We start from the raw sequence: 18,232 nt of genomic DNA on the forward strand, positions 1-18,232 counted from the left end.
ACCGAACCCGCTCGCGATTGTCACGACACCATGCTAGTAGCCGCCCCTGTGCGCGGACAAATGACTCCTTGCGCCGCATGCATGCCTTGAGGTCATACGTGGGTCCAACGACAGCGCCATCGACAGCGCCAACGACAGCTCAGATCGACGGCATCGCCGCCACCTCGGCGTGCAGCCAGGTGCGAAACGCCGCGATGGCGTAGTCGTCGGCCCGCTCCTTGCGGTACAGCAAGCAGTAGTCGCCGCCGCTGGTGATGCGCTCGCGCACCGGCACGGCCAACCTGCCGGAGGCGATCTCCTCGGCCACCAGCACATCAGGCACCAGCGCGATGCCGCGGCCTTCGATGGCGGCCCGCACCGACATGAAGAAATGCCCGAAATGCAGGGCCTGCGCGCCGGCCGCGTAGGGCACGTCCAGCGCGGCGAACCAGTCGGGCCACGCATGCGCGCGGGAGTCGGTGTGAATCAGCGGCAGCCGCGCCAGCGCGGCCGGGCTGGCGGGCAGCCGGCCTTTCACCAGCCCAGGCTTGCATACGGGCACCAGGCTGTCGGGAAACAGCGGCTCCGTGGCCACGCCCTTCCACTCGTCCGTCATCACCAGGTCGATGCGCGGCGCACCCTTGCGTGCCCGCTTGCCAGGCGGCTTGCCCACACGGATAGCCACGTCCACTTTGTCGCGATCGAACGAAACCGGATCGATCGACGTGATCAGCCGGATCTCGATAGCCTGGTGCGCCTGCGTGAAGTTGACCAGCCTCGGCATCAGCCAGGTGGACGCCAGCGTGGGCAGGATGCTGACCAGCAGGCTGCGCGAGTTCCTGGCCCCGGTGAGCTCGCGGGCAACGGTCTCGATCTGGTCGAGCGAGCGCGTCACCACGTCGAACAAGCGCGCGCCCTGCGGGGTGAGTTCGATGGCGCGCGTCAGGCGGTTGAACAGCTTGAGCCCGTAGTGCGTTTCCAGGTTCTTGATGTGCCGGCTGATCGCGCTCTGGGTCACGCACAGCTCGTCCGCGGCCAGCGTAAAACTCATGTGTCGCGCGGCGGCCTCGAAAGCGCGCAGCGAAACCAGCGGAGGAAGCGAACGTTTCATGCGGCACCTGGGGGGCGAGGGCGATGGACGCATAAGTATAAGTCATGCGTATGTGCAATCAAGTCGTTTGCTGAAAAGATCCGCGACGCCGAGTATTCCTCTCAGGCAAGAAAAAAAAGCATCTGCAAAAAACAAAGACCCAGACAAAAGACAACGCCAAAAAAGGAGCCCCCATGACAACCACACCCGGCGAGGAGCCCCCCCTGCTCTCGGTATCCGGTCTTTCCAAGCGATTTGGAGCGACCTGCGCATTGCGCGGCGCCGATCTCACCGTGCGCCCCGGCGAGGTGCATGCGTTGATGGGCGAAAATGGTGCAGGCAAGAGCACGCTGGTGAAGATGCTCGTCGGCGCGCTGCGCCCGGATACGGGCACCATCCTGCTGCGCGGCCAGCCGGTTGCCTTTGGCTCGGTGCGCGACGCCATCGCGGCCGGCGTGATTCCCGTGTACCAGCATGCCACCGTGTTCCCGGACCTGACGGTGGAACAAAACCTGCATGCGTTCGACGTGGCCCGGGCCGGCGCGCTGCACGCTGGTGCCCGCCTGCCGCTGCAATGCTATCTGGACACGGCGCGGCGCATCGGGCTGGAGCTCAACCCGCGCCAGCTGGTGTCCGGCCTGTCGATGGCCGAGCGGCAGTTGCTGGAGATCGCGCGCGGCGTGGCGCGCAAGTGCGAGGTGCTGATCCTCGACGAGCCGACCGCCGCGCTTAACGCGCATGAAGCCGACCGTCTGTTCGCCGCTGTCGCGCGCCTCAAGGACGAAGGCAAGGGCATCATCTTCATCAGCCACAAGCTGGGCGAGATCAAGCAGGTCTGCGACACCATCACCGTGCTGCGCGATGGCGTTACCGTGGTGGACGCGGCGCCGGTGGCCGCCATGACCCCGCATGAGATCGTCGAGGCCATGGTGGGGCCGGTGGCCGAGCGCCCCGCGCGCGCGCTCCCGGCCGTGGGCAACACGCGGCTGCGGGTCGAGGGCATCGCCTGCGGGGATCTGCTGCGCGACGTCACGCTGTCGGTGGGGCGAGGCGAGATCGTCGGGCTGGCTGGCCTGATCGGCTCGGGTGCAATCGAGCTGGGCGAAGTGCTGAGCGGAAGCCGGCCCCCTAGCGCCGGCACCATCCGGGTCGACGAGCTGGACCTGACGGCACTGTCGCGCCGGCGTTTCAAGCAAGGCGGCGTCGGGCTGATCCCGGCCGACCGCAGCAGCGACGGCATCTTCCCGGGGCTCAATTGCGCCGCCAACGCGGTAGCCTCCACCTACGCATCCATCTCGGATCATCTCTTCGTCTCCGATGCGATGGAGGTCGGCGCCAGCGAGCGCTTGTTCGCGTCGCTGCGGGTGCGCCCGGGCGATCCGGCCCTGGACGTCAGCGCGCTGAGCGGCGGCAACCAGCAAAAGCTGCTGGTGATCCGCAACCTGCTGCTGCCCGGGCTGAAGGTGCTGGTGGTGATCGAGCCCACGCGCGGGGTCGACGTGAACGCCCGCGAGGCCATCCACGATGCGCTGGTGGACGCGGCGCGCCGCGGCGCGTGCGTGATCGTGGCGTCCAGCGACATCGACGAGGTGGTGGCCTTGTCGCACCGTATCGTGGTGATGCGCCATGGCCGCATGGCCAGGGTGTTTGCGCGCGGGGTGGCGTTGCAGCAGGTGATTGCGTGCACCACCGGCGCCAGCGATTGCAATGACAGCCTGCAACCCACGCGCGAGGAGGCACATCATGGCCTGGCTTAGAAAGTGGCCGGCATCGGCCTGGGTCTGCCTGGCGCTGTTCGTGGTCTGCGTGATAGCGGTGCCGCGCTTTGGCACCAGCGGCAACATCTTCAATCTGGCGCGCGTGCTGGCGGTGCTGTTGCTGGTGGCCATCGGACAAGGCCTGGTGATCGTGGTGCGCGGGCTGGATTTCTCCGTGGGCTCCGGGGTGGCGCTGTTCAGCGTGGTGGCCGTGCTGAGCATGCCGGCCATCGGCGTGGGTGGCGCGTTTGCCGCCGGCGCGCTGGCGGTGCTGGCCCTGGGCGCGCTCAATGGCACGCTGGTTGGTGTCTTGCGCATCCCCGCCTTTCTCGCCACGCTCGGCACCATGATTGCGGTGCACGGCTTGTGCGGCGTGCTGGTGGGCGGCGTGCCGCTGGATGCCCCGACCAGCGTGGACTTCTCCGCGCTGGGCCGGGGACAGTGGCAGGGCCTGCCGTTGCCGCTGTGGCTGGCCGGCGCCGCGCTGCTGGTTGTGGGCGCGCTCACGCGCTACACAGCGCCGGGCCGCGAATGGTATCTGGTGGGCAGCAACCCGGAGGCCGCGCACCTGGCGGGCATCGCGGTGAAGCCGCGCGTGCTGCAGGCCTATCTGGCCAATGCCGTGCTGGTGGCGATAGCCGGCGCGGTGCTGACCTCGCGGCTCGGCTCGGGCCAGCCCAACCTCTATCCCAACCTGCCCTTCGAGGCGATCGCCGCGTGCGCCATCGGCGGCATTCCGCTCACCGGCGGCAAGGGCGGCCCGTTGCACGCGCTGTTTGGCTGCCTGATCCTGGCCATGGTGGGCAATGCGCTCGTGCTGGTCAATTTCCCCAGCTATATCCAGAGCGTCCTGCTTGGCGTGCTGATCCTCGCGGCCGTGCTGCTCCAGCAACTGCGCGGCCGCTCGCTGCGCGCACGCCCGCTGCCCAGCCTTCCCGCCAACGCCTCTTGAGCGCACGAACATGAACACGCAACGACTGATGTCCCTGCAGGCTCGCACCGGCGCCGCCCTGTCAGCTTTCTCGCCGCGCTCCGTGCCCGCGCTGCGCAAATCCACCGGCCTGTTTGCCTGCGCGGGCTTGTGGCTGGTGATGGGCGCGATCTCGCCCGGCTTCGCCACCTCGGACAACCTGGCCAACATCGTTTCGCAAAGTGCCGTGCTGCTGTTGCTCGCGCTCGGCCAGATGCTGGTGGTGGTCACGCGCGGCTTCGATATCTCGGTGGGCGCCGTGGCGGTGCTGTCGTCCATCGTGATCGCCCAGACCGTCGCGCAGTTCGGCGAAGTGCCCGCCATCCTGCTGGGCATGGGCGCCGGGCTGGCGGTGGGGCTCTGCAATGGCTACCTGATCGCCTGCCGCCGCATGGAGCCGATCGTCGTCACGCTGGGCGCGACGCTGATCGTGCGCGGGATATCGACCATCGTCTCCGGTGGCGTCGATGCGGTGCCGCTGCCACCCGGCACGGTGATCCAGTCGCTGGCCTACGCGGCATGGCTAGGTGTGCCGGCGATGGTGTGGCTGGCCGCACCGGTCGCGGCGCTGGCCTGGCTGCTGTGCGCGCGCCTGCCACTCGGGCGCTGGTTCTACATGATCGGCAGCCATCCCGATGCGGCTTTGCTGGTGGGGGTGCCCGTGCGCACCGCCGGCGTGCTGGCCTATGGACTGTGTGGCGCGCTGGCCGGGCTGGCGGCGGTGTTCCTGCTGGCGCGCAGCGGCGCAGCGGTCGCGGTCGACGGCGCGGGCATGGAGCTGCAAGCCATTGCCGCGTGCGTGATCGGCGGCGTGGCGCTTAGCGGCGGCAAGGGCGCCGTGTGGCAGGTCATGGTGGGCACCCTGTTCATCCAGGCGTTGCTCAACGGGCTGAACCTGCTCGGCACCTCGCCCTTTGCCTCCGAGATCGTGCTGGGCGCGGTCATCGTATCCGCGGGCTTGCTCGAATACCTGATGCGCAGGGTGGGATCGCGCCAGGGCTGAACGCTTACCTTCACTGCAACGACATCGAACAGGAGCTTGAATCATGAAACGAATCAGCATTCCCCGGCTGCGGGCCGCCGTCGTCCTGGCAGGCGCCCTGCTGGCATGCGGGCCGGCCATGGCGCAGAAAGCGCTGACGATCGGCTACGCCACGCCGGACTTGTCATCGTCGTTCTGGATCTCCATGACCTACGGCGTGGAAGATGAAGCGAAGAAGCTCGGTGTTGCGCTGGTCAAGCTCAACGCCGGCGGCGATGCCAACGTCAACATCCAGATCTCGCAGCTGCAGGACCTCGTACAGCGCAAGGTCGATGGCATCGTCGTCGGCGCCACCAACGGCGATGCCATCCGCGGTGCGGTGGAGCATGCCATTGGCAAGGGCATCCCGGTGGTGGGGCTCTCCAGCGTGCCCAACAGCGACAAGCTCGCCTCCAGGATCAGCGCGGACCACTACGACATGGGCCGCCTGCAGGCACAGTGCCTTGGCAAGGCGCTCAACGGCAAGGGCGCGGTGGGCATGATCTCCCAGCAGCAAGGGCAGACCTGGGCCGACCTGCGGCGCCAGGGCTTCCTGGAAACCATCAAGGCGGAATACCCCGGCATCAAGGTGGTGGCGGAGTCGCGCAGCGCGGTCACGCGCAACGGCGCCATCAACCTGGTGGACGACTGGCTGCAACGCTTTCCGGAGCTCAACGGCATCTACTCCGCGGTGGATGACTCGGCGGCGGGCGCGGCGCTGGCGGTCAAGTCCGTCCACCGCGAGGGCGTCAAGATCAGTGCCTCCAACCTCAGCCCCACCGCGCAGCAGATGCTGCAGAACGGCGAGCTGGCCTGCTCGTCCGTGCAGCAGATCGTCACGCAGGGCCGCGAGGCGCTCAGGCAGGCCGTGGCCGCCGCCCGCAAGGAGGGCACGACAGCGGTGGTGCGCACGCCGTCCATCCTGGCCACGCGCGACAATCTCGCCACGCTCGATCTTTCCCTGGTGACCGCGCCGAAGGACTACCGTCCGTGACGCTGCGCCGCCATTCGATCCCGCCTTTCCCAAGCTCACGCATCCAGCCAGGTCAATAACGCCATGCTTGCTTCTCACGACAGATTTCCCTATTCGCCCATCGTCGACCGCCCGCAGTTCGACTGGCCCGGCGGCAAGCGCCTCGCGGTGCATCTGTGCCTGAACCTGGAGCACTTCGCCTACAACACCGGTGGCGGCATCTCCTATTCGCCCGGCATCCCGCACCCCAACACCTACAACTGGGGCTGGCGCGAGTACGGCAACCGGGTTGGCGTGTGGCGCATCATCGCGCTGTGCGACAAGCTCGGCATCCCGCTGTCGGTGCTGCTCAACGCCGAATGCTATGCGCACTGCCCGCAGGTGATCGACACGCTGCGCAAACGCGGCGACGAGATCCTTGGCCACGGCCGCACCAACTCGGAGCAGCAGAACAACTTCTCCGAAGCCGAGGAGCGCGAGCTGATCCGCGAGGTGACCGAGGCCATCGCCCACCACGAGGGGAAGCCGCCCGCGGGCTGGCTCAGCCCCGGCGTCAATCCCAGCAACGTCACGCCCGACCTGCTGCAAGAGGCCGGCTACCGCTACATCCTCGATTGGCCGATGGATGACCAGCCGGTGTGGATCAACACGCGCGGCGGCCGCCTGCTGAGCATTCCCTACCCGCACGAGGTCAACGATATCCCCGCCATCGCGCTGCACGATGCCACGGCGAGCGAGTTCGCCGACATCATCATCGACAACTTCGACGAGATGCTGGAGCAAAGCGTGGAGCAGCCGCTCGTCTATGGCATCTCCATCCACGCCTTCCTGATCGGCCAGCCCTACCGGCTGCGGCAGTTCCGCCGGGCGATGGAGCACATCGTGCGCCATCGCGACCAGATCTGGCTGACCACCACGGGCGCCATCGCGCAGCACTACATCGGCCTGCCGGCGCAAGACGCCTGAGCCAGGCCAAACAACAAGTTCATCAAACAGGAGATCACACAATGTCATTCGACAAAGAACTGCGGGTCGGCATCGCCGGGCTCGGCGCGGTCGGCAAGAAGCTCGTCAAGCAACTCGATGCCGGCGTCTTCGGCCTGCGGCTGACGGCAGTGGCAGTGCGCGACAAGGAAAAGGCGGCGCAAGCGCTGCAAGGCCTGCGCAACGAGGTGGCCATCGTCGGCCTTGGCGAGCTGGCCGGCCTGGCGGACGTGGTGATCGAATGCGCGCCGGCGGAACTCGTCGGCGAGATCGCCGAGCCGGTGCTGCGCGCGGGCAAGACCATGATCGTGCTGAGCTGCGGGGCGCTGCTTGAGCGCATGGACCTGGTGGACCTGGCGCGCGAGCACGGCGGCCAGATCATCGTGCCGACCGGCGCGTTGCTGGGCCTGGATGCGGTGACGGCGGCATCGGAGGGCGTCATCCACTCCGTGCGCATGATCACGCGCAAGCCGGTGCGCGGCCTGGTTGGGGCGCCGTTCCTGGTGGAGAACAACATCAACATCGACGACGTGACGGCGCCGATCCAGATCTTCTCCGGCACCGCCCGCGAGGCTGCCAAGGGCTTCCCCGCCAACCTCAACGTGGTGGTTGCGCTGGCGCTGGCCGGCGTCGGCCCGGACAAGACCCACCTGGAAATCTGGGCGGACCCGGCGCTGACGCGCAACACCCACGAGATCGTGGTGGATTCCGATGCCGCGTCGTTCTCCATGAGCATCCAGAACATTCCCACGGAAAACCCCAAGACCGGGCGTATCACGGCGCAGAGCGTGCTGGCCGTATTGCGCAAGCTGCGCAGCCCGCTGCGCGTGGGCACCTGAAAACCATCAAGGAGCGACAACATGGATCTAGGCATCAAGGGGCGCGTCGCGCTGGTCATGTCAGCGGGCGGCGGGCTGGGCTCGGCCATCGCGCTGGCGCTCGCGGCGGAAGGCGCCGTGGTTGCCGTATCGGACCAGAACCAGGAGGCACTGGACGATACGGTGGCCCGCATCCGCGCAGCCGGCGGGCAAGCCTGCGGCGTGCGCGCCGATCTTGCCGACCTGGCGAGCGTGACGGCCATGGTGGAGCAGGTCAGGAGCACGCTGGGCGACCCGGACATCCTGGTCAACAACTCGGGCGGCCCGCCCCCTTCCACGGCCGCGCAAGTCGCGCCGGAGCAGTGGCGCAAGCAGTTCGAATCGATGGTGCTGTCGCTGATGCATCTCACGGACCTGTTGCTGCCCGCCATGAAGCGCAAGGGCTGGGGCCGCATCATCACCAGCACCTCGTCCGGCGTGATCGCGCCCATTCCCAACCTGGGCATGTCCAACACGCTGCGCATGGCGTTGCTGGGCTGGTCGAAGACGCTGGCTAACGAGGTAGCCGCCCACGGCATCTGCGTCAACGTGGTGCTGCCCGGGCGCATCGCCACGGACCGCATCCGCGCGCTGGACGAAGCCCGCGCCGGGCGCGAGGGCAAGACCTATGAAGACATCGTGGCGGCCAGCACCGGGGTGATTCCCGCCGGGCGCTACGGCCGGCCCGAGGAGTACGGCGACGTGGTGGCCTTCCTGGCCAGCGAGCGCGCCGCCTTTGTCACCGGCTCCGTCGTGCGCGTCGACGGCGGCATGATCCCGAGCATCTGAGTAGCACTTATCTCCCGAGGAAGCACAGCATGGAAACCACCCACGTAGCCCGCAGCGCCACCGAGCGCGAGACGATCCGCCAGCGATTCCTGCTGGTCGATACCTCCAACGTTGCCGACGTGCTCGACACGCTCGGCCTGTTCGACCAGGGCCTCTCGTCCGCCTTTACGCCGTTCCCCGCCAATGGCGGCAAGCTGGCCGGCTGGGCCTACACCATCCGTGGCCAGATGTCGCCGTACGCGCTCGGCGGCGACCCGGACAAGATGAAGGCCTGCGCGGGCGTGTCCGCCGGCGATGTCACGGTCTGGAGCGGCGACGGCGAAGGCGTCTGCTACTTCGGCGAGCTGATCGCCATTGGCATGAAGGAGCGCGGCTGCGTTGGCTCGCTGATCGATGGCGGCATTCGCGATATCCGCTGGATCGCCGAGCAAGCGTTCCCGGTGTTCGCGCGCTACCGCACGCCGGTGCAGTCGATTGCCCGCTGGAAAGTCAACGGATGGCAGGTGCCGGTGAGCATCCGCGGCGCGACCTCGCAATGGGTGCAGGTGCGCCCGGGCGACTTCGTGCTGGGCGACGAAGACGGCGTGCTGGTGATCCCGCACGAAGTGCTGGACACCGTGCTGCTCGAGGCGGAGCGCCTGACCGAGCAGGAGCGCAGCATCCGCGTGGAACTGCAGCAAGGGCTCAGCCTGGCCGATGCGCTGGCCAAGTACGGGCATGTCTGAGCTAGCGCCATTGGCAGCATTGGCAGCCCTGGCGGCGCAGGTGATGCAGCGCGCGGCGGATCTCCGGCTGCGGCTGGATGACCGCCGCTGCGGCGAGATCGCAGCAGCGGCCGCGCCGGTGCTGCAAGCCGTTCGTGCCTTCCCGGTGGGCGACGCGGAGTTCGCAGCGCAGCCACAGCCGTACACGTACTGGCTGCGGCAGTGCGCCACCGCGCTAGGAGCACGATGACCGACCCCACCCTCCTGAGCGTTGCCGAGCTACGCATGGCGCTGGCCCACCGGCGCCTGTCGCCCTCCACGCTGGTGCAAGCCTGCCTGCGGCGGGCCGCAGCGGCGCACGCCGCCACGCATTGCTTTGCCGCGCTGGACGACGCAGGCGCGCTCGCCCGCGCCATCGAACTGGAGACGCACAGCGTGGCCGGCGCTGCCCAGGCGCCCCTCTGGGGCATCCCGTTCGCGCATAAGGACGTGCTGGCCGACCCCGCCCGGCCGCCGCGCGCGGGCTCCTTGTTCGACGACCTGATTGACGACCTGGTCGACGGCCTGGTCGACGATCCTGCGGCGGCCCGAAGGCCGGCGGCCGTGCTCGAAGCCCTGCACCTGTCCGGCGCGATCGGCCTGGGCGCCACCGCGCTCGACGAGCTCAGCTACGGTGCCACCGGCCTGAACGATCACTACGGCCACTGCCGCAACCCGTGGGATGCGCGCTGCATCACCGGCGGCTCGTCGGGCGGCGCGGCGGCGGCGGTCGCGGCGCGCGCGGTGCCGTTCGCCATCGCGGCGGACACCGGTGGCTCGATCCGCATTCCGGCATCGATGTGCGGGGTGGTTGGCCTGAAGCCCACTTGGGGCCGCATCGCCACGCGTGGCGCAGTCCCGCTGTCGCCGTCACAGGACACGCTCGGCATCATCGCCCGGACCGCCAGGGATTGCGCGGCGGTGCTCGACGCGCTGGATCCTGCGGCGGTGCGGGCCACCACGTTCGAACGCCTCAGCGGCCTCCGCAGCCCGCTGGCAGGCCTGCGCATCGGCGTTGCCCGGCACCCGTTCTTCGAGGTAGCGCATGACGACGGCGCCTCGGTGATTGCCGGCGCCTTGCTAGCGTTCGAATCGCTGGGCGCCAGCTTGCATGACCAGACCGTGCCCGGCGTCGAGGCCTGCGATGCCGCGGCTACCGTGGTGACGTGGCGCGAAGCGATAGCGCTCCACGGCCAGCGCCTGCGTAGCCACGCGGATCGCCTGGCCCGTGCCACGCGGCTGCGGCTGGAGACGGCGCTGGCGGCCAGCCCCGACGATTACGCGCGCGCCCTGGCCTACCGGCCGCTGGCGCTGCGCAGGTTTGTCGATCACGTCTTCTCGGCGTGCGATGTGCTGGTGGCGCCTAGCGTTGCCGTGCCAACGCCGCGCATCGCCTCCGTGGCGCACGACGCCGCACAAGCGGTGCGCGTGACCACCTCGCTACTGCGGGCCAACCGCTGCATCAGCTATCTCGGCCTGCCTGCCGTGTCGCTGCCGGTGGGGTTCACCCCCGACGGCCTTCCCGTGGGCTTGCAGCTGATCGGCAGGCCTTGGGCCGAAGGTACCCTGCTTGACGCCTGCGCCGCATTCCAGCAAGCCACCAGCTGGCACTGTATCGAGCCCGTGCTCAATGGCCTGGAAGCGGGCGGCATCGCGGCGGAGCCGGACAACGGGTAAGCCTCTGAAAAGGCAAAGCGGCGCGATGGTAGACTCGGCACAGCCCCAAAACCGCGCAGGCCACCTCTATAATCCGCGCTCCCGGCCAACCATCGCAGATATCTCGCCTCATGCTCAAGGAAACAGCGGAAGCCCGCCCGACACGCCGGTACGTGGAGAAACGCGAGGCGATCCTCGATGCCGCTGCCCGGCTGTTCAACCGCAAGGGCTTGCGCGGCGCCACGCTCTCGGACGTGGCGCAGGAAGTCGGCCTGAGCACCAACAGCATCACCTACTACTACCGCAAGAAGGAAGACCTCGTGGTGGCGTGCCTGATGCGCACCATCGACGAAATCGCGGGCATCGCCGACGCTACGGCCGACGAGCCGCTGCCGCAGGCCAGGGTGCGCCGCTTCATTGCGCTTTTCTTCCAGCGGCTGGCCCTGACGGCAACGGGCGAGCGCCCCGAGCTGATGAGCTTTCGCGAGATCCGCTCGCTGCCCGACACCCACGCGGACGTCGCCTTCGCGGCCTACACGGACATGTTCCGGCGCATCCGCAAGCTGTTGCGCAGCGACACCCCCAAGGACCCCGCGCAACGCAGCGCCCTGAGCGCGGCGGCGCACCTGCTGCTGTCGCTGACCAGCGGCGCGATGACATGGGTGGAACGCTATGAGCCGGAGGACTATCCGAAGGTGGCGGATACCGTCGTGGATATCCTGCTCAACGGCTTTGCGTCACCGTCATCGCGATGGGACGGCGCCCCTGCCGCGACACCGCCGATCCCGCTGGCCGAGACCACCCAGGAAGCCTTCCTGCGCGCCGCCACGGAACTGCTCAACGAACTGGGCTATCGGGGCGCTTCCGCCGATCGCATCTCCGCGCGGCTGAATCTCACCAAGGGGGCCTTCTATCACCACAACGAGAACAAGGACGACCTGATCTCGGCCTGCTTCGACCGCATGTTCGCGGTGATACGCGATGCGCAGTCGCGGGTGGAGGACGGCCCGGGCACCGGCTGGGACAAGCTGTGCGCGATCGCGCGCGCGCTGGTCAGCTATCAGTTTTCCAGCCAGGGACCGTTGCTGCGGCTGACTATCTACGGCGCGCTGCCCGAGGAGATGCGCAAGGAGAAGATGCTGACGATGAACCGGCTATCGGCGCGGTTTGCGCGGTTCCTGGTGCAAGGGATGCAGGACGGGTCGATCCGGGCGCTGGATCAGTCGATTGCTTCGTTGCAGGTGAACGGGATGATCAATGCCGCGGTGGAGTTGCGGCGGTGGGTGCCGGATGCATCCGGGGAGAATGCGGCGGATCTGTTTATCCGGCCTTTGTTCCTGGGGATATTTTCAGGGCAGTGAGCGCCAGGATTCGCTTTGATGTGCTTTGATGTGCTGACGCCTGGCGCCCCGCTTCCCGTGTCAGCCCTCCAGATGGCAAGCCACCATCTGCCCATCCCCCCGCTCCCTGAGCACCGGATCCTCCACCCTGCAGCGCTGCGTTGCCTGCGCGCAGCGCGGGTGAAAGCGGCAGCCGGACGGCGGGTGCAGCGGACTTGGCACTTCGCCCTTGAGCACGATGCGCTCGCGCTTTTCCTCGGCTTCGACGCTGGCTACCGGCACGGCGGACAGCAGCGCCTTGGTGTAGGGATGCCGGGGATTTGCATATAGCTCGTCGCGCCTGGCGATCTCCACGATGCGCCCGAGGTACATCACGGCGATGCGGTCGCTGATGTGGCGCACCACGGCCAGGTCGTGCGCAATGAAGATATAGGTCAGCCCGAGCCGCCGCTGCAGTTCCATGAACACATTGACCACCTGCGCCTGGATCGATACGTCCAGCGCGGAGACGGGTTCATCGCAAACGATCAGGCTGGGCTCGACCGCCAGCGCGCGGGCAATGCCGATGCGCTGGCGCTGGCCGCCGGAGAACTCGTGCGGGTAGCGGTCCGCCATATAGGGCAGCAGGCCGACCATCTGCAGCAGCTCGGCGATGCGGGCGCGATAGCGCTCGCGGTCGTTGGCCATGCCGTGCACTTCGAGCGGCTCGCCGATGATGTCGCAGACCTTCATGCGCGGGTTCAGCGATCCGAACGGATCCTGGTAGACCATTTGCACGCTGCGGCGGAAGTTTTTCTCCTGCGCTTTGCTGAAGGTGGCGAAGTCGTCGCCGTCAAAGGCGATCCGCCCGCCACTGGCGGCCAGCATCTTGATGATGGCGAGCCCGGTCGTGGACTTGCCGCAGCCGCTTTCGCCGACCAGACCCAATGTCTCGCCGCGCCTGAGCGTGAACGATACGCCGTCCACCGCCTTGACCGAGCCCACCTGCCGCTTGATGAAGACGCCCTGGGTCACAGGGAAATGCACCTTGAGGTTCTCGACGCGCAGGATCTCGTCGCCGATCTTGCCGTGCTGGCGCGCGGCGGGCACTGCCCGCGCTTCAGTGGTGGTCATGGTCATGGAAGAAGCATGCCTTGAAGTGATTCGGGCGCACGGCACGCAGCGCGGGGCGCGACAGGCCGCATTGATCGGTGGCGAGCTGGCACCGCGGCATGAAGGCGCACCCTGGCGGCAGCGCGGTGAGGTCAGGCGGCTGGCCGTCGATCGGCACCAGCGGCTGGCGGGTATCGCCGTCGATGCGTGGCACCGAGGCCATCAGCCCGCTCGTGTAAGGGTGCGCGGGATGGCCATAGAGCTCGCGCGCGGTGGCGGTCTCGACCATGCGGCCGCCGTACATCACGGCCACGCGATCGGCATAGCGGGCCACCACGCCCAGGTCGTGCGTGATGAGCACCAGCGCCGTGCCGGACTGGCTGGCCAGGTCCTTGAGCAGGTCGAGGATCTGCGCTTGCACCGTGACGTCGAGCGCGGTGGTGGGTTCGTCCGCAATGATCAGCTGCGGCTTGCAGGCCAGCGCCATGGCGATCATGGCGCGCTGGCGCATGCCACCCGAGAACTGGTGCGGATAGGCGCCCAGCCGGCTCTGCGGCTCGGGGATCTGCACCTTGCCAAGCAGCTCGCCGGCGATGCCCAGGGCGGTCTTCCACGGCATGCCCTGGTGCAGGTTGATCGGCTCTGCGATCTGCTTGCCCACGGTGAGCGCCGGGTTCATCGACGACATCGGCTCCTGGAAGATCATCGCGATCCGGTTGCCGCGGATCGCACGCATTTTTGCCGGGCTGAGCTTGAGCAGGTCCTGCCCGTCAAAGCGGATCTCGCCCGATTCGATGCGGCCCGCCGGGCTGGGAATCAGGCCAAGGATAGATAGCGCGGTCACGCTCTTTCCGGAGCCGGACTCGCCAACGATGGCCAGGGTCTCGCCGGGGGCGACATCGAACGAGACCTGGTCCACCGCCGTGACCACGCCCCGGTCGGTGCGAAAGCGCGTGGTCAGCTGGTTCACCTGCAAGATGGGCTGCGTCATGCGGGCCTCCTTGAAAGGGACGGGCTAGGGACAGGTGTGGGACAAGCATGGAGCAAGGTGGGAGTAACGAAATCAGAACCCCATCTTCTTCTTCATGTCCTGGTCGACCCACATCCGTGCATAGATCGGGCCGGGACGGACCGCGCCCGCGCGCAGCTCGGCGTTGTAGTTCTTCACCCAGGGCCACCACGCGGTGTACACGTAAGGGGTCGGCAACCAGACATACGGCGCATCCGCGAGCACATCGCGGGTCAGCGAGCGCAAGGCCTCTTGGCGGCGGCCGAGGTCGCGCATCTGGAAGGCCTCGTTGACGCGCTGCTCGTACTTGGCGTCGCCCCACTGCGCGGCGTTCCAGACCTGGCCCTTCACGAAGCTCTTGCGGATCGTGGTGGTGGGGTTGGTATGACCGTTGCTCATCAGGTAGCCGGGCGCATTGGTCTTGGTGGTCATGGCCGACAGGAACGCGCCGTACTCCATCGGCTGGATCTCGATGCGCACGCCAACCTGTTCCAGGTAGGCGCCGATCAGCGGCAGCAGCTCCAGGTGCTCCGGCTGGCAGGCGCATACCTGCACCTTGAAAGTGAAGCCCTTCGCGTAGCCCGCCTCGGCCAGCAGCTTGCGTGCCTTGTCCGGGTTGTAGGTAAACAGCTCCTTCACCGAGTCCGGCATGGCGCTCAGCGGCTCGAAGTAGCCGGCGTAGTCCGGATGCTGCGGGTAGGCGAACAGTTCGGCATTGCCGCCATAGAACTGCTTGACGATCTCCTGCTTGTTGACCGCCATGTTCAGCGCGCGCCGCACGCGCAGGTCGTTGAACGGCTTGGTATCGACGCGCAGCGCCACGTACTGGCCGTTGGTCGACAGCCAGCGCGACCACTTGAGCGCCGGTGCGTTCTTCTTGAGCTCATCGACCGCGGTCCAGCGGATAGACTCGAGCACATCCAGCTTGCCGGTGCGCAGCATGGTGTTGCGGGTGGACTCGTCCTTGACCGTGCGCAGCACGACCTTATCGACGAAGGGCAGCTTGTAGTCCTTGCCGGCGATCTTGTCGCTATCCCAGTATTGCTCGTTCTTCGTGTAAGTGCTGGCGGTGCCCTGGACGAAGTTGCTCAGCAGGAACGGCCCGCTGCCGTTCACGTTCTTCCAGTTGCCGGCCCCGGCGGCCGCCACTTCCTTGGGCATGATGCCGGAGTAGTAGCCCCAGCCGAAGCGGTAATCCCATTCGGCGTTGAACTCCTTGAAGCGGAAGACCACGGTGTACTTGTCCGTTGCCTCCACCTTGTTGAGGTGGTCGTAATACGTGGGGATCTTCTTGGCGCTGGTGTTCTGGCGGTTGTAGCTGAAGACCACGTCGTCGGCCACCAGTTCGCGCTCTTCCATCACACCCGCCTTGGCGGGAAATTTCACGCCCTTGCGCAGCTTGACTTCTAGCGTCAGCGGGTCGACCCACTTCCAGCTCTCGGCCAGCTCGCCGCGAATCGCATCCTCCGGCAGCCACGCATCGGCCTGGAACGGATACTTGCCGCCATTGCGCCTGGCCTTGGAAAGGTCGGCGACGAAAAGCTGTTCGTAGACCTGGCCGGTGTCGTAGTTCTGCTTCCAGTTCCAGTCCGCCAGGTCCCACGACAGGGCGGAGATGGTGGGATACATGGAGCCGATCTCGAGATTGCCGCCGTACTTCGGCGCTTCGGCCTGCGCGCAGGCAGCGCCCGCGGCAAGCGCCAGCGCCACGCCTGCCACCACTGAAGACATTGTCCGGTTCAAGCCGCGTCCCTCCATCGTCATCCTCCGTTGTTGGTTAGCGCGATCCGCGCATGCGCGGGTCGAGCAGGTCACGTAGCGCGTCGCCGTAGACGTTGATGGCATAGACGACGACGGTGAGGCAGATGCCGGGGGCCAAGGCCAGCCAGGGCCCCTGGAACATGAAGGTGCGGCCGTTGCCCGAGAGCATGCCGCCCCAGGTCGGCGCGGGCGGCGGCACGCCCAGCCCGAGGAAGGACAGGCCGGACTCGGCCAGGATCGCGGTGCCCACGCGCGTGGTGAACAGCACGATGATGGGCGGCAGCACGTTGGGCAGGATATGGCGCCAGAGGATGCGGCCGGTCGATGCGCCCATGGACTGCGCGGCATGCACATACATGTGCTCGCGCACCGAGACCACCGCGCTGCGGATGATGCGCGAGCCGCCCACGCCCAGCAGCAGGCCCAGCGTGCCGATGATCTGCCAGCTGCCCGGGCCGAGCACGGACACCACCACGATCAGGATCACCAGGTCGGGAAAGCTCATCCACGCATCCACCATGCGCTGCACGATCAGGTCGAACTTGCCGCCGAGGTAGCCGCTCAGGATGCCGATCAGCACCGAGATGGCGGTGGCCAGCGTGGCGGCCGACAGCCCGATGATGACCGAGAGCTGCGCGCCGTACAGGCAGCGCGAGAGCATGTCGCGCCCGAGGTTGTCGGTGCCGAAGGGGTGCGCCCACGAAGGCGGCTGCAGCCGCTTCATCATGCTGATCTCGTTGACGCCATACGGCGCCAGCCAGTCGGCAAAGACGCCGCAGAACAGGAAGATCATGCAGATCACCGCGCCGGCGGCGCCTAGCGGCTTCTCGCGGAACAGGCGGCCCACCAGGGCGCAGGCTGACCCGAGCCGGCCGGGGCCGGACTTGGGCTGCGCGGCATGGGCGGCATGAGAGGCTTGCGCCGTCTTGAGCGCCGGGGCGTTTGCGATTGGACGTGCCATCAGCGATGCCTCACTTTCGGGTCGAACAGCCCGTAGCTCAGGTCCACGAGCAGGTTGATGAGCATGACCGCCACCCCAACCACCAGGAACACGCCGGTGATCACGGGATAGTCCCGCTGGTTCACGGCGTCCAGCAGGAGCAGCCCCATGCCCGGCAGCGCAAAGATCTGCTCGATCACCACTGCCCCACCGATCAGCAGCGGCGCTTGCAGGCCGATCAGCGTCACCACCGGGATCAGCGCGTTGCGCAGCGCATGGCGCAGGATCACCAGGCGCTCGTTCAAGCCCTTGGCCCAGGCCGTGCGGATGTAGTCCTGGCGCAGCACCTCCAGCATCATCGTGCGCGTCATGCGCATGGTGATGGCCGACAGCGCCATGCCAAGGATGATGGCAGGCACCAGCATGTTGCTGATGTGCTGGAGCGGGTCTTCCAGGAAGGGAACGTAGCGCACCTCGGGCGACCAGCCCCACCACACGGAAGGAAACACCATGATCATCGTGCCCATCCAGAAGCTGGGCACCGCCAGCATCAGGATGGAAAACGAGCGCGCCACGTAGTCGGCCGCGGTGTCCTGCCGGATCGCCGAGAGCACGCCCACGGGCAGCGCAACCGACAGCGCCACGAACAGCGCAAGCGCGCCCAGCGAGAAGGTGGCGGGCATGCGCGCCAGCACCATCTTCAGCACCGGCTCACCCTGCCACAGCGACTGGCCGAGATCCCCGTGCAACACGATGTTGCCGATCCAGTGGACGTACTGGAACCACATCGGCTGGTCCAGGCCCAGCGCGCGGATCAGGTCCTCGCGGCTCTTGGTGTCGGCGCTGATGTCGTTCTGGCTCAGCATCAGGTCGACCACGTCGCCCGGCACCATGCGTACGATCACAAAGACGATCAGGCTGGCAAACAGCAGCGTGGGCAGCAGCGCCAGCAGGCGGCGCAGGATGTAGGCACTCATGGCGCGCCCGCTTCCGTGACGCCCGGCCAGGCCGCGCCGCGCGCCCTGAAAAAAGATACCGTATATACGATAATGAATGCCGCCCCGACCATGCCGTCTCCTGTTCGGTGCTTCGCGTGATCGCCTGACGCACCGGACAATCATCGCTTGACGCGTAAATCAAGCGATATCTGGCGCGAGCCAGGGGTACACCCCTGGGAGACTTCCACCGAGCTGCTGTTTGTGCAGATAGCCCATTCAGCATACCCAGAGTTCTAATCCATGACAACCGAACTGACCCCTGAATGCCTAGTG

Annotated in this window: 17 protein-coding genes; 11 read left to right on the forward strand and 6 right to left on the reverse strand. The window is 67.2% G+C overall.

Features of this window, described 5'->3' with window-relative positions; translation table 11 throughout:
* Positions 1 to 139 precede the first annotated feature (139 nt).
* On the reverse strand, positions 140 to 1,090 hold the full coding sequence (locus AB4061_RS16355; protein WP_441635529.1) for a LysR substrate-binding domain-containing protein: 951 nt from the start codon (positions 1,088 to 1,090) through the stop codon (positions 140 to 142).
* Between the two features lie 173 nt (positions 1,091 to 1,263).
* On the opposite strand from AB4061_RS16355, the gene AB4061_RS16360 reads away from it, so the two are divergent.
* The 11 genes from AB4061_RS16360 (at position 1,264) to AB4061_RS16410 (ending at position 12,180) form a co-directional block, all read left to right on the forward strand.
* Positions 1,264 to 2,826, forward strand: coding sequence for a sugar ABC transporter ATP-binding protein (locus AB4061_RS16360; protein ID WP_441635530.1), 1,563 nt, complete (start codon positions 1,264 to 1,266; stop codon positions 2,824 to 2,826).
* Positions 2,813 to 3,778: an ABC transporter permease gene (locus AB4061_RS16365; protein ID WP_441635532.1), complete on the forward strand. Its 966-nt coding sequence runs from the start codon at positions 2,813 to 2,815 to the stop codon at positions 3,776 to 3,778. The genes AB4061_RS16360 and AB4061_RS16365 overlap by 14 nt, the downstream gene beginning before the upstream one ends.
* Positions 3,779 to 3,788: 10 nt before the next feature.
* Positions 3,789 to 4,799: an ABC transporter permease gene (locus AB4061_RS16370; RefSeq protein WP_441635534.1), complete on the forward strand. Its 1,011-nt coding sequence runs from the start codon at positions 3,789 to 3,791 to the stop codon at positions 4,797 to 4,799.
* A 43-nt stretch (positions 4,800 to 4,842) separates the two neighbouring features.
* Positions 4,843 to 5,811: a TMAO reductase system protein TorT gene (locus AB4061_RS16375; RefSeq protein ID WP_441635536.1), complete on the forward strand. Its 969-nt coding sequence runs from the start codon at positions 4,843 to 4,845 to the stop codon at positions 5,809 to 5,811.
* A gap of 63 nt (positions 5,812 to 5,874) precedes the next feature.
* Positions 5,875 to 6,756 carry a polysaccharide deacetylase family protein gene (locus tag AB4061_RS16380; protein WP_441635538.1) on the forward strand — a complete coding sequence of 294 codons (882 nt, stop codon included), beginning with the start codon at positions 5,875 to 5,877 and terminating at the stop codon, positions 6,754 to 6,756.
* 41 nt (positions 6,757 to 6,797) lie between these two features.
* Positions 6,798 to 7,613 carry an aspartate dehydrogenase gene (locus AB4061_RS16385; RefSeq protein WP_441635540.1) on the forward strand — a complete coding sequence of 272 codons (816 nt, stop codon included), beginning with the start codon at positions 6,798 to 6,800 and terminating at the stop codon, positions 7,611 to 7,613.
* Positions 7,614 to 7,634: 21 nt separating this feature from the next.
* Entirely contained in the window at positions 7,635 to 8,420 is a 786-nt protein-coding gene (locus tag AB4061_RS16390; protein WP_441635542.1) for an SDR family oxidoreductase, read from the forward strand.
* A 29-nt stretch (positions 8,421 to 8,449) separates the two neighbouring features.
* Entirely contained in the window at positions 8,450 to 9,145 is a 696-nt protein-coding gene (locus tag AB4061_RS16395; RefSeq protein WP_441635544.1) for an RraA family protein, read from the forward strand.
* A complete protein-coding gene (locus tag AB4061_RS16400) occupies positions 9,138 to 9,374 on the forward strand; it encodes a hypothetical protein (RefSeq protein ID WP_441635546.1) in 237 nt (78 codons plus the stop codon). Before AB4061_RS16395 ends, AB4061_RS16400 begins: the two co-directional genes overlap by 8 nt.
* On the forward strand, positions 9,371 to 10,840 hold the full coding sequence (locus tag AB4061_RS16405; protein WP_441635548.1) for an amidase: 1,470 nt from the start codon (positions 9,371 to 9,373) through the stop codon (positions 10,838 to 10,840). Before AB4061_RS16400 ends, AB4061_RS16405 begins: the two co-directional genes overlap by 4 nt.
* 110 nt (positions 10,841 to 10,950) lie before the next feature.
* Positions 10,951 to 12,180: a TetR/AcrR family transcriptional regulator gene (locus AB4061_RS16410; RefSeq protein ID WP_441635550.1), complete on the forward strand. Its 1,230-nt coding sequence runs from the start codon at positions 10,951 to 10,953 to the stop codon at positions 12,178 to 12,180.
* Between the two features lie 60 nt (positions 12,181 to 12,240).
* Here AB4061_RS16410 and AB4061_RS16415 read toward each other — a convergent pair whose 3' ends face one another.
* The 5 genes from AB4061_RS16415 to AB4061_RS16435 all read right to left on the reverse strand — a co-directional run bounded on the left by AB4061_RS16415 (position 12,241) and on the right by AB4061_RS16435 (position 17,938).
* A complete protein-coding gene (locus tag AB4061_RS16415) occupies positions 12,241 to 13,272 on the reverse strand; it encodes an ABC transporter ATP-binding protein (RefSeq protein ID WP_441635690.1) in 1,032 nt (343 codons plus the stop codon).
* Entirely contained in the window at positions 13,259 to 14,242 is a 984-nt protein-coding gene (locus tag AB4061_RS16420) for an ABC transporter ATP-binding protein (RefSeq protein ID WP_441635552.1), read from the reverse strand. The genes AB4061_RS16415 and AB4061_RS16420 overlap by 14 nt, the downstream gene beginning before the upstream one ends.
* A 72-nt stretch (positions 14,243 to 14,314) precedes the next feature.
* The gene (locus AB4061_RS16425) at positions 14,315 to 15,991 is read right to left on the reverse strand and encodes an ABC transporter substrate-binding protein (protein WP_441635554.1); all 1,677 of its coding nucleotides are present in this window, start codon (positions 15,989 to 15,991) and stop codon (positions 14,315 to 14,317) included.
* Between the two features lie 46 nt (positions 15,992 to 16,037).
* Positions 16,038 to 16,982 carry an ABC transporter permease gene (locus AB4061_RS16430; protein ID WP_441635556.1) on the reverse strand — a complete coding sequence of 315 codons (945 nt, stop codon included), beginning with the start codon at positions 16,980 to 16,982 and terminating at the stop codon, positions 16,038 to 16,040.
* Positions 16,982 to 17,938, reverse strand: a complete 957-nt coding sequence (locus AB4061_RS16435) for an ABC transporter permease (RefSeq protein WP_043356856.1) — start codon at positions 17,936 to 17,938, stop codon at positions 16,982 to 16,984. Before AB4061_RS16435 ends, AB4061_RS16430 begins: the two co-directional genes overlap by 1 nt.
* Positions 17,939 to 18,232: the final 294 nt, after the last annotated feature.

This window comes from Cupriavidus sp. YAF13, assembly GCF_052113425.1.
GTDB lineage: Bacteria > Pseudomonadota > Gammaproteobacteria > Burkholderiales > Burkholderiaceae > Cupriavidus.

Excerpts from the sequence above, each read along its gene's own strand:
- AB4061_RS16355 (WP_441635529.1), bottom strand. The coding sequence starts at position 1,090 with ATGAAACGTTCGCTTCCTCCGCTGGTTTCGCTGCGCGCTTTCGAGGCC.
- AB4061_RS16360 (WP_441635530.1), top strand. The coding sequence starts at position 1,264 with ATGACAACCACACCCGGCGAGGAGCCCCCCCTGCTCTCGGTATCCGGT.
- AB4061_RS16365 (WP_441635532.1), top strand. The coding sequence starts at position 2,813 with ATGGCCTGGCTTAGAAAGTGGCCGGCATCGGCCTGGGTCTGCCTGGCG.
- AB4061_RS16370 (WP_441635534.1), top strand. The coding sequence starts at position 3,789 with ATGAACACGCAACGACTGATGTCCCTGCAGGCTCGCACCGGCGCCGCC.
- AB4061_RS16375 (WP_441635536.1), top strand. The coding sequence starts at position 4,843 with ATGAAACGAATCAGCATTCCCCGGCTGCGGGCCGCCGTCGTCCTGGCA.
- AB4061_RS16380 (WP_441635538.1), top strand. The coding sequence starts at position 5,875 with ATGCTTGCTTCTCACGACAGATTTCCCTATTCGCCCATCGTCGACCGC.
- AB4061_RS16385 (WP_441635540.1), top strand. The coding sequence starts at position 6,798 with ATGTCATTCGACAAAGAACTGCGGGTCGGCATCGCCGGGCTCGGCGCG.
- AB4061_RS16390 (WP_441635542.1), top strand. The coding sequence starts at position 7,635 with ATGGATCTAGGCATCAAGGGGCGCGTCGCGCTGGTCATGTCAGCGGGC.
- AB4061_RS16395 (WP_441635544.1), top strand. The coding sequence starts at position 8,450 with ATGGAAACCACCCACGTAGCCCGCAGCGCCACCGAGCGCGAGACGATC.
- AB4061_RS16400 (WP_441635546.1), top strand. The coding sequence starts at position 9,138 with ATGTCTGAGCTAGCGCCATTGGCAGCATTGGCAGCCCTGGCGGCGCAG.
- AB4061_RS16405 (WP_441635548.1), top strand. The coding sequence starts at position 9,371 with ATGACCGACCCCACCCTCCTGAGCGTTGCCGAGCTACGCATGGCGCTG.
- AB4061_RS16410 (WP_441635550.1), top strand. The coding sequence starts at position 10,951 with ATGCTCAAGGAAACAGCGGAAGCCCGCCCGACACGCCGGTACGTGGAG.
- AB4061_RS16415 (WP_441635690.1), bottom strand. The coding sequence starts at position 13,272 with ATGACCACCACTGAAGCGCGGGCAGTGCCCGCCGCGCGCCAGCACGGC.
- AB4061_RS16420 (WP_441635552.1), bottom strand. The coding sequence starts at position 14,242 with ATGACGCAGCCCATCTTGCAGGTGAACCAGCTGACCACGCGCTTTCGC.
- AB4061_RS16425 (WP_441635554.1), bottom strand. The coding sequence starts at position 15,991 with ATGTCTTCAGTGGTGGCAGGCGTGGCGCTGGCGCTTGCCGCGGGCGCT.
- AB4061_RS16430 (WP_441635556.1), bottom strand. The coding sequence starts at position 16,982 with ATGGCACGTCCAATCGCAAACGCCCCGGCGCTCAAGACGGCGCAAGCC.
- AB4061_RS16435 (WP_043356856.1), bottom strand. The coding sequence starts at position 17,938 with ATGAGTGCCTACATCCTGCGCCGCCTGCTGGCGCTGCTGCCCACGCTG.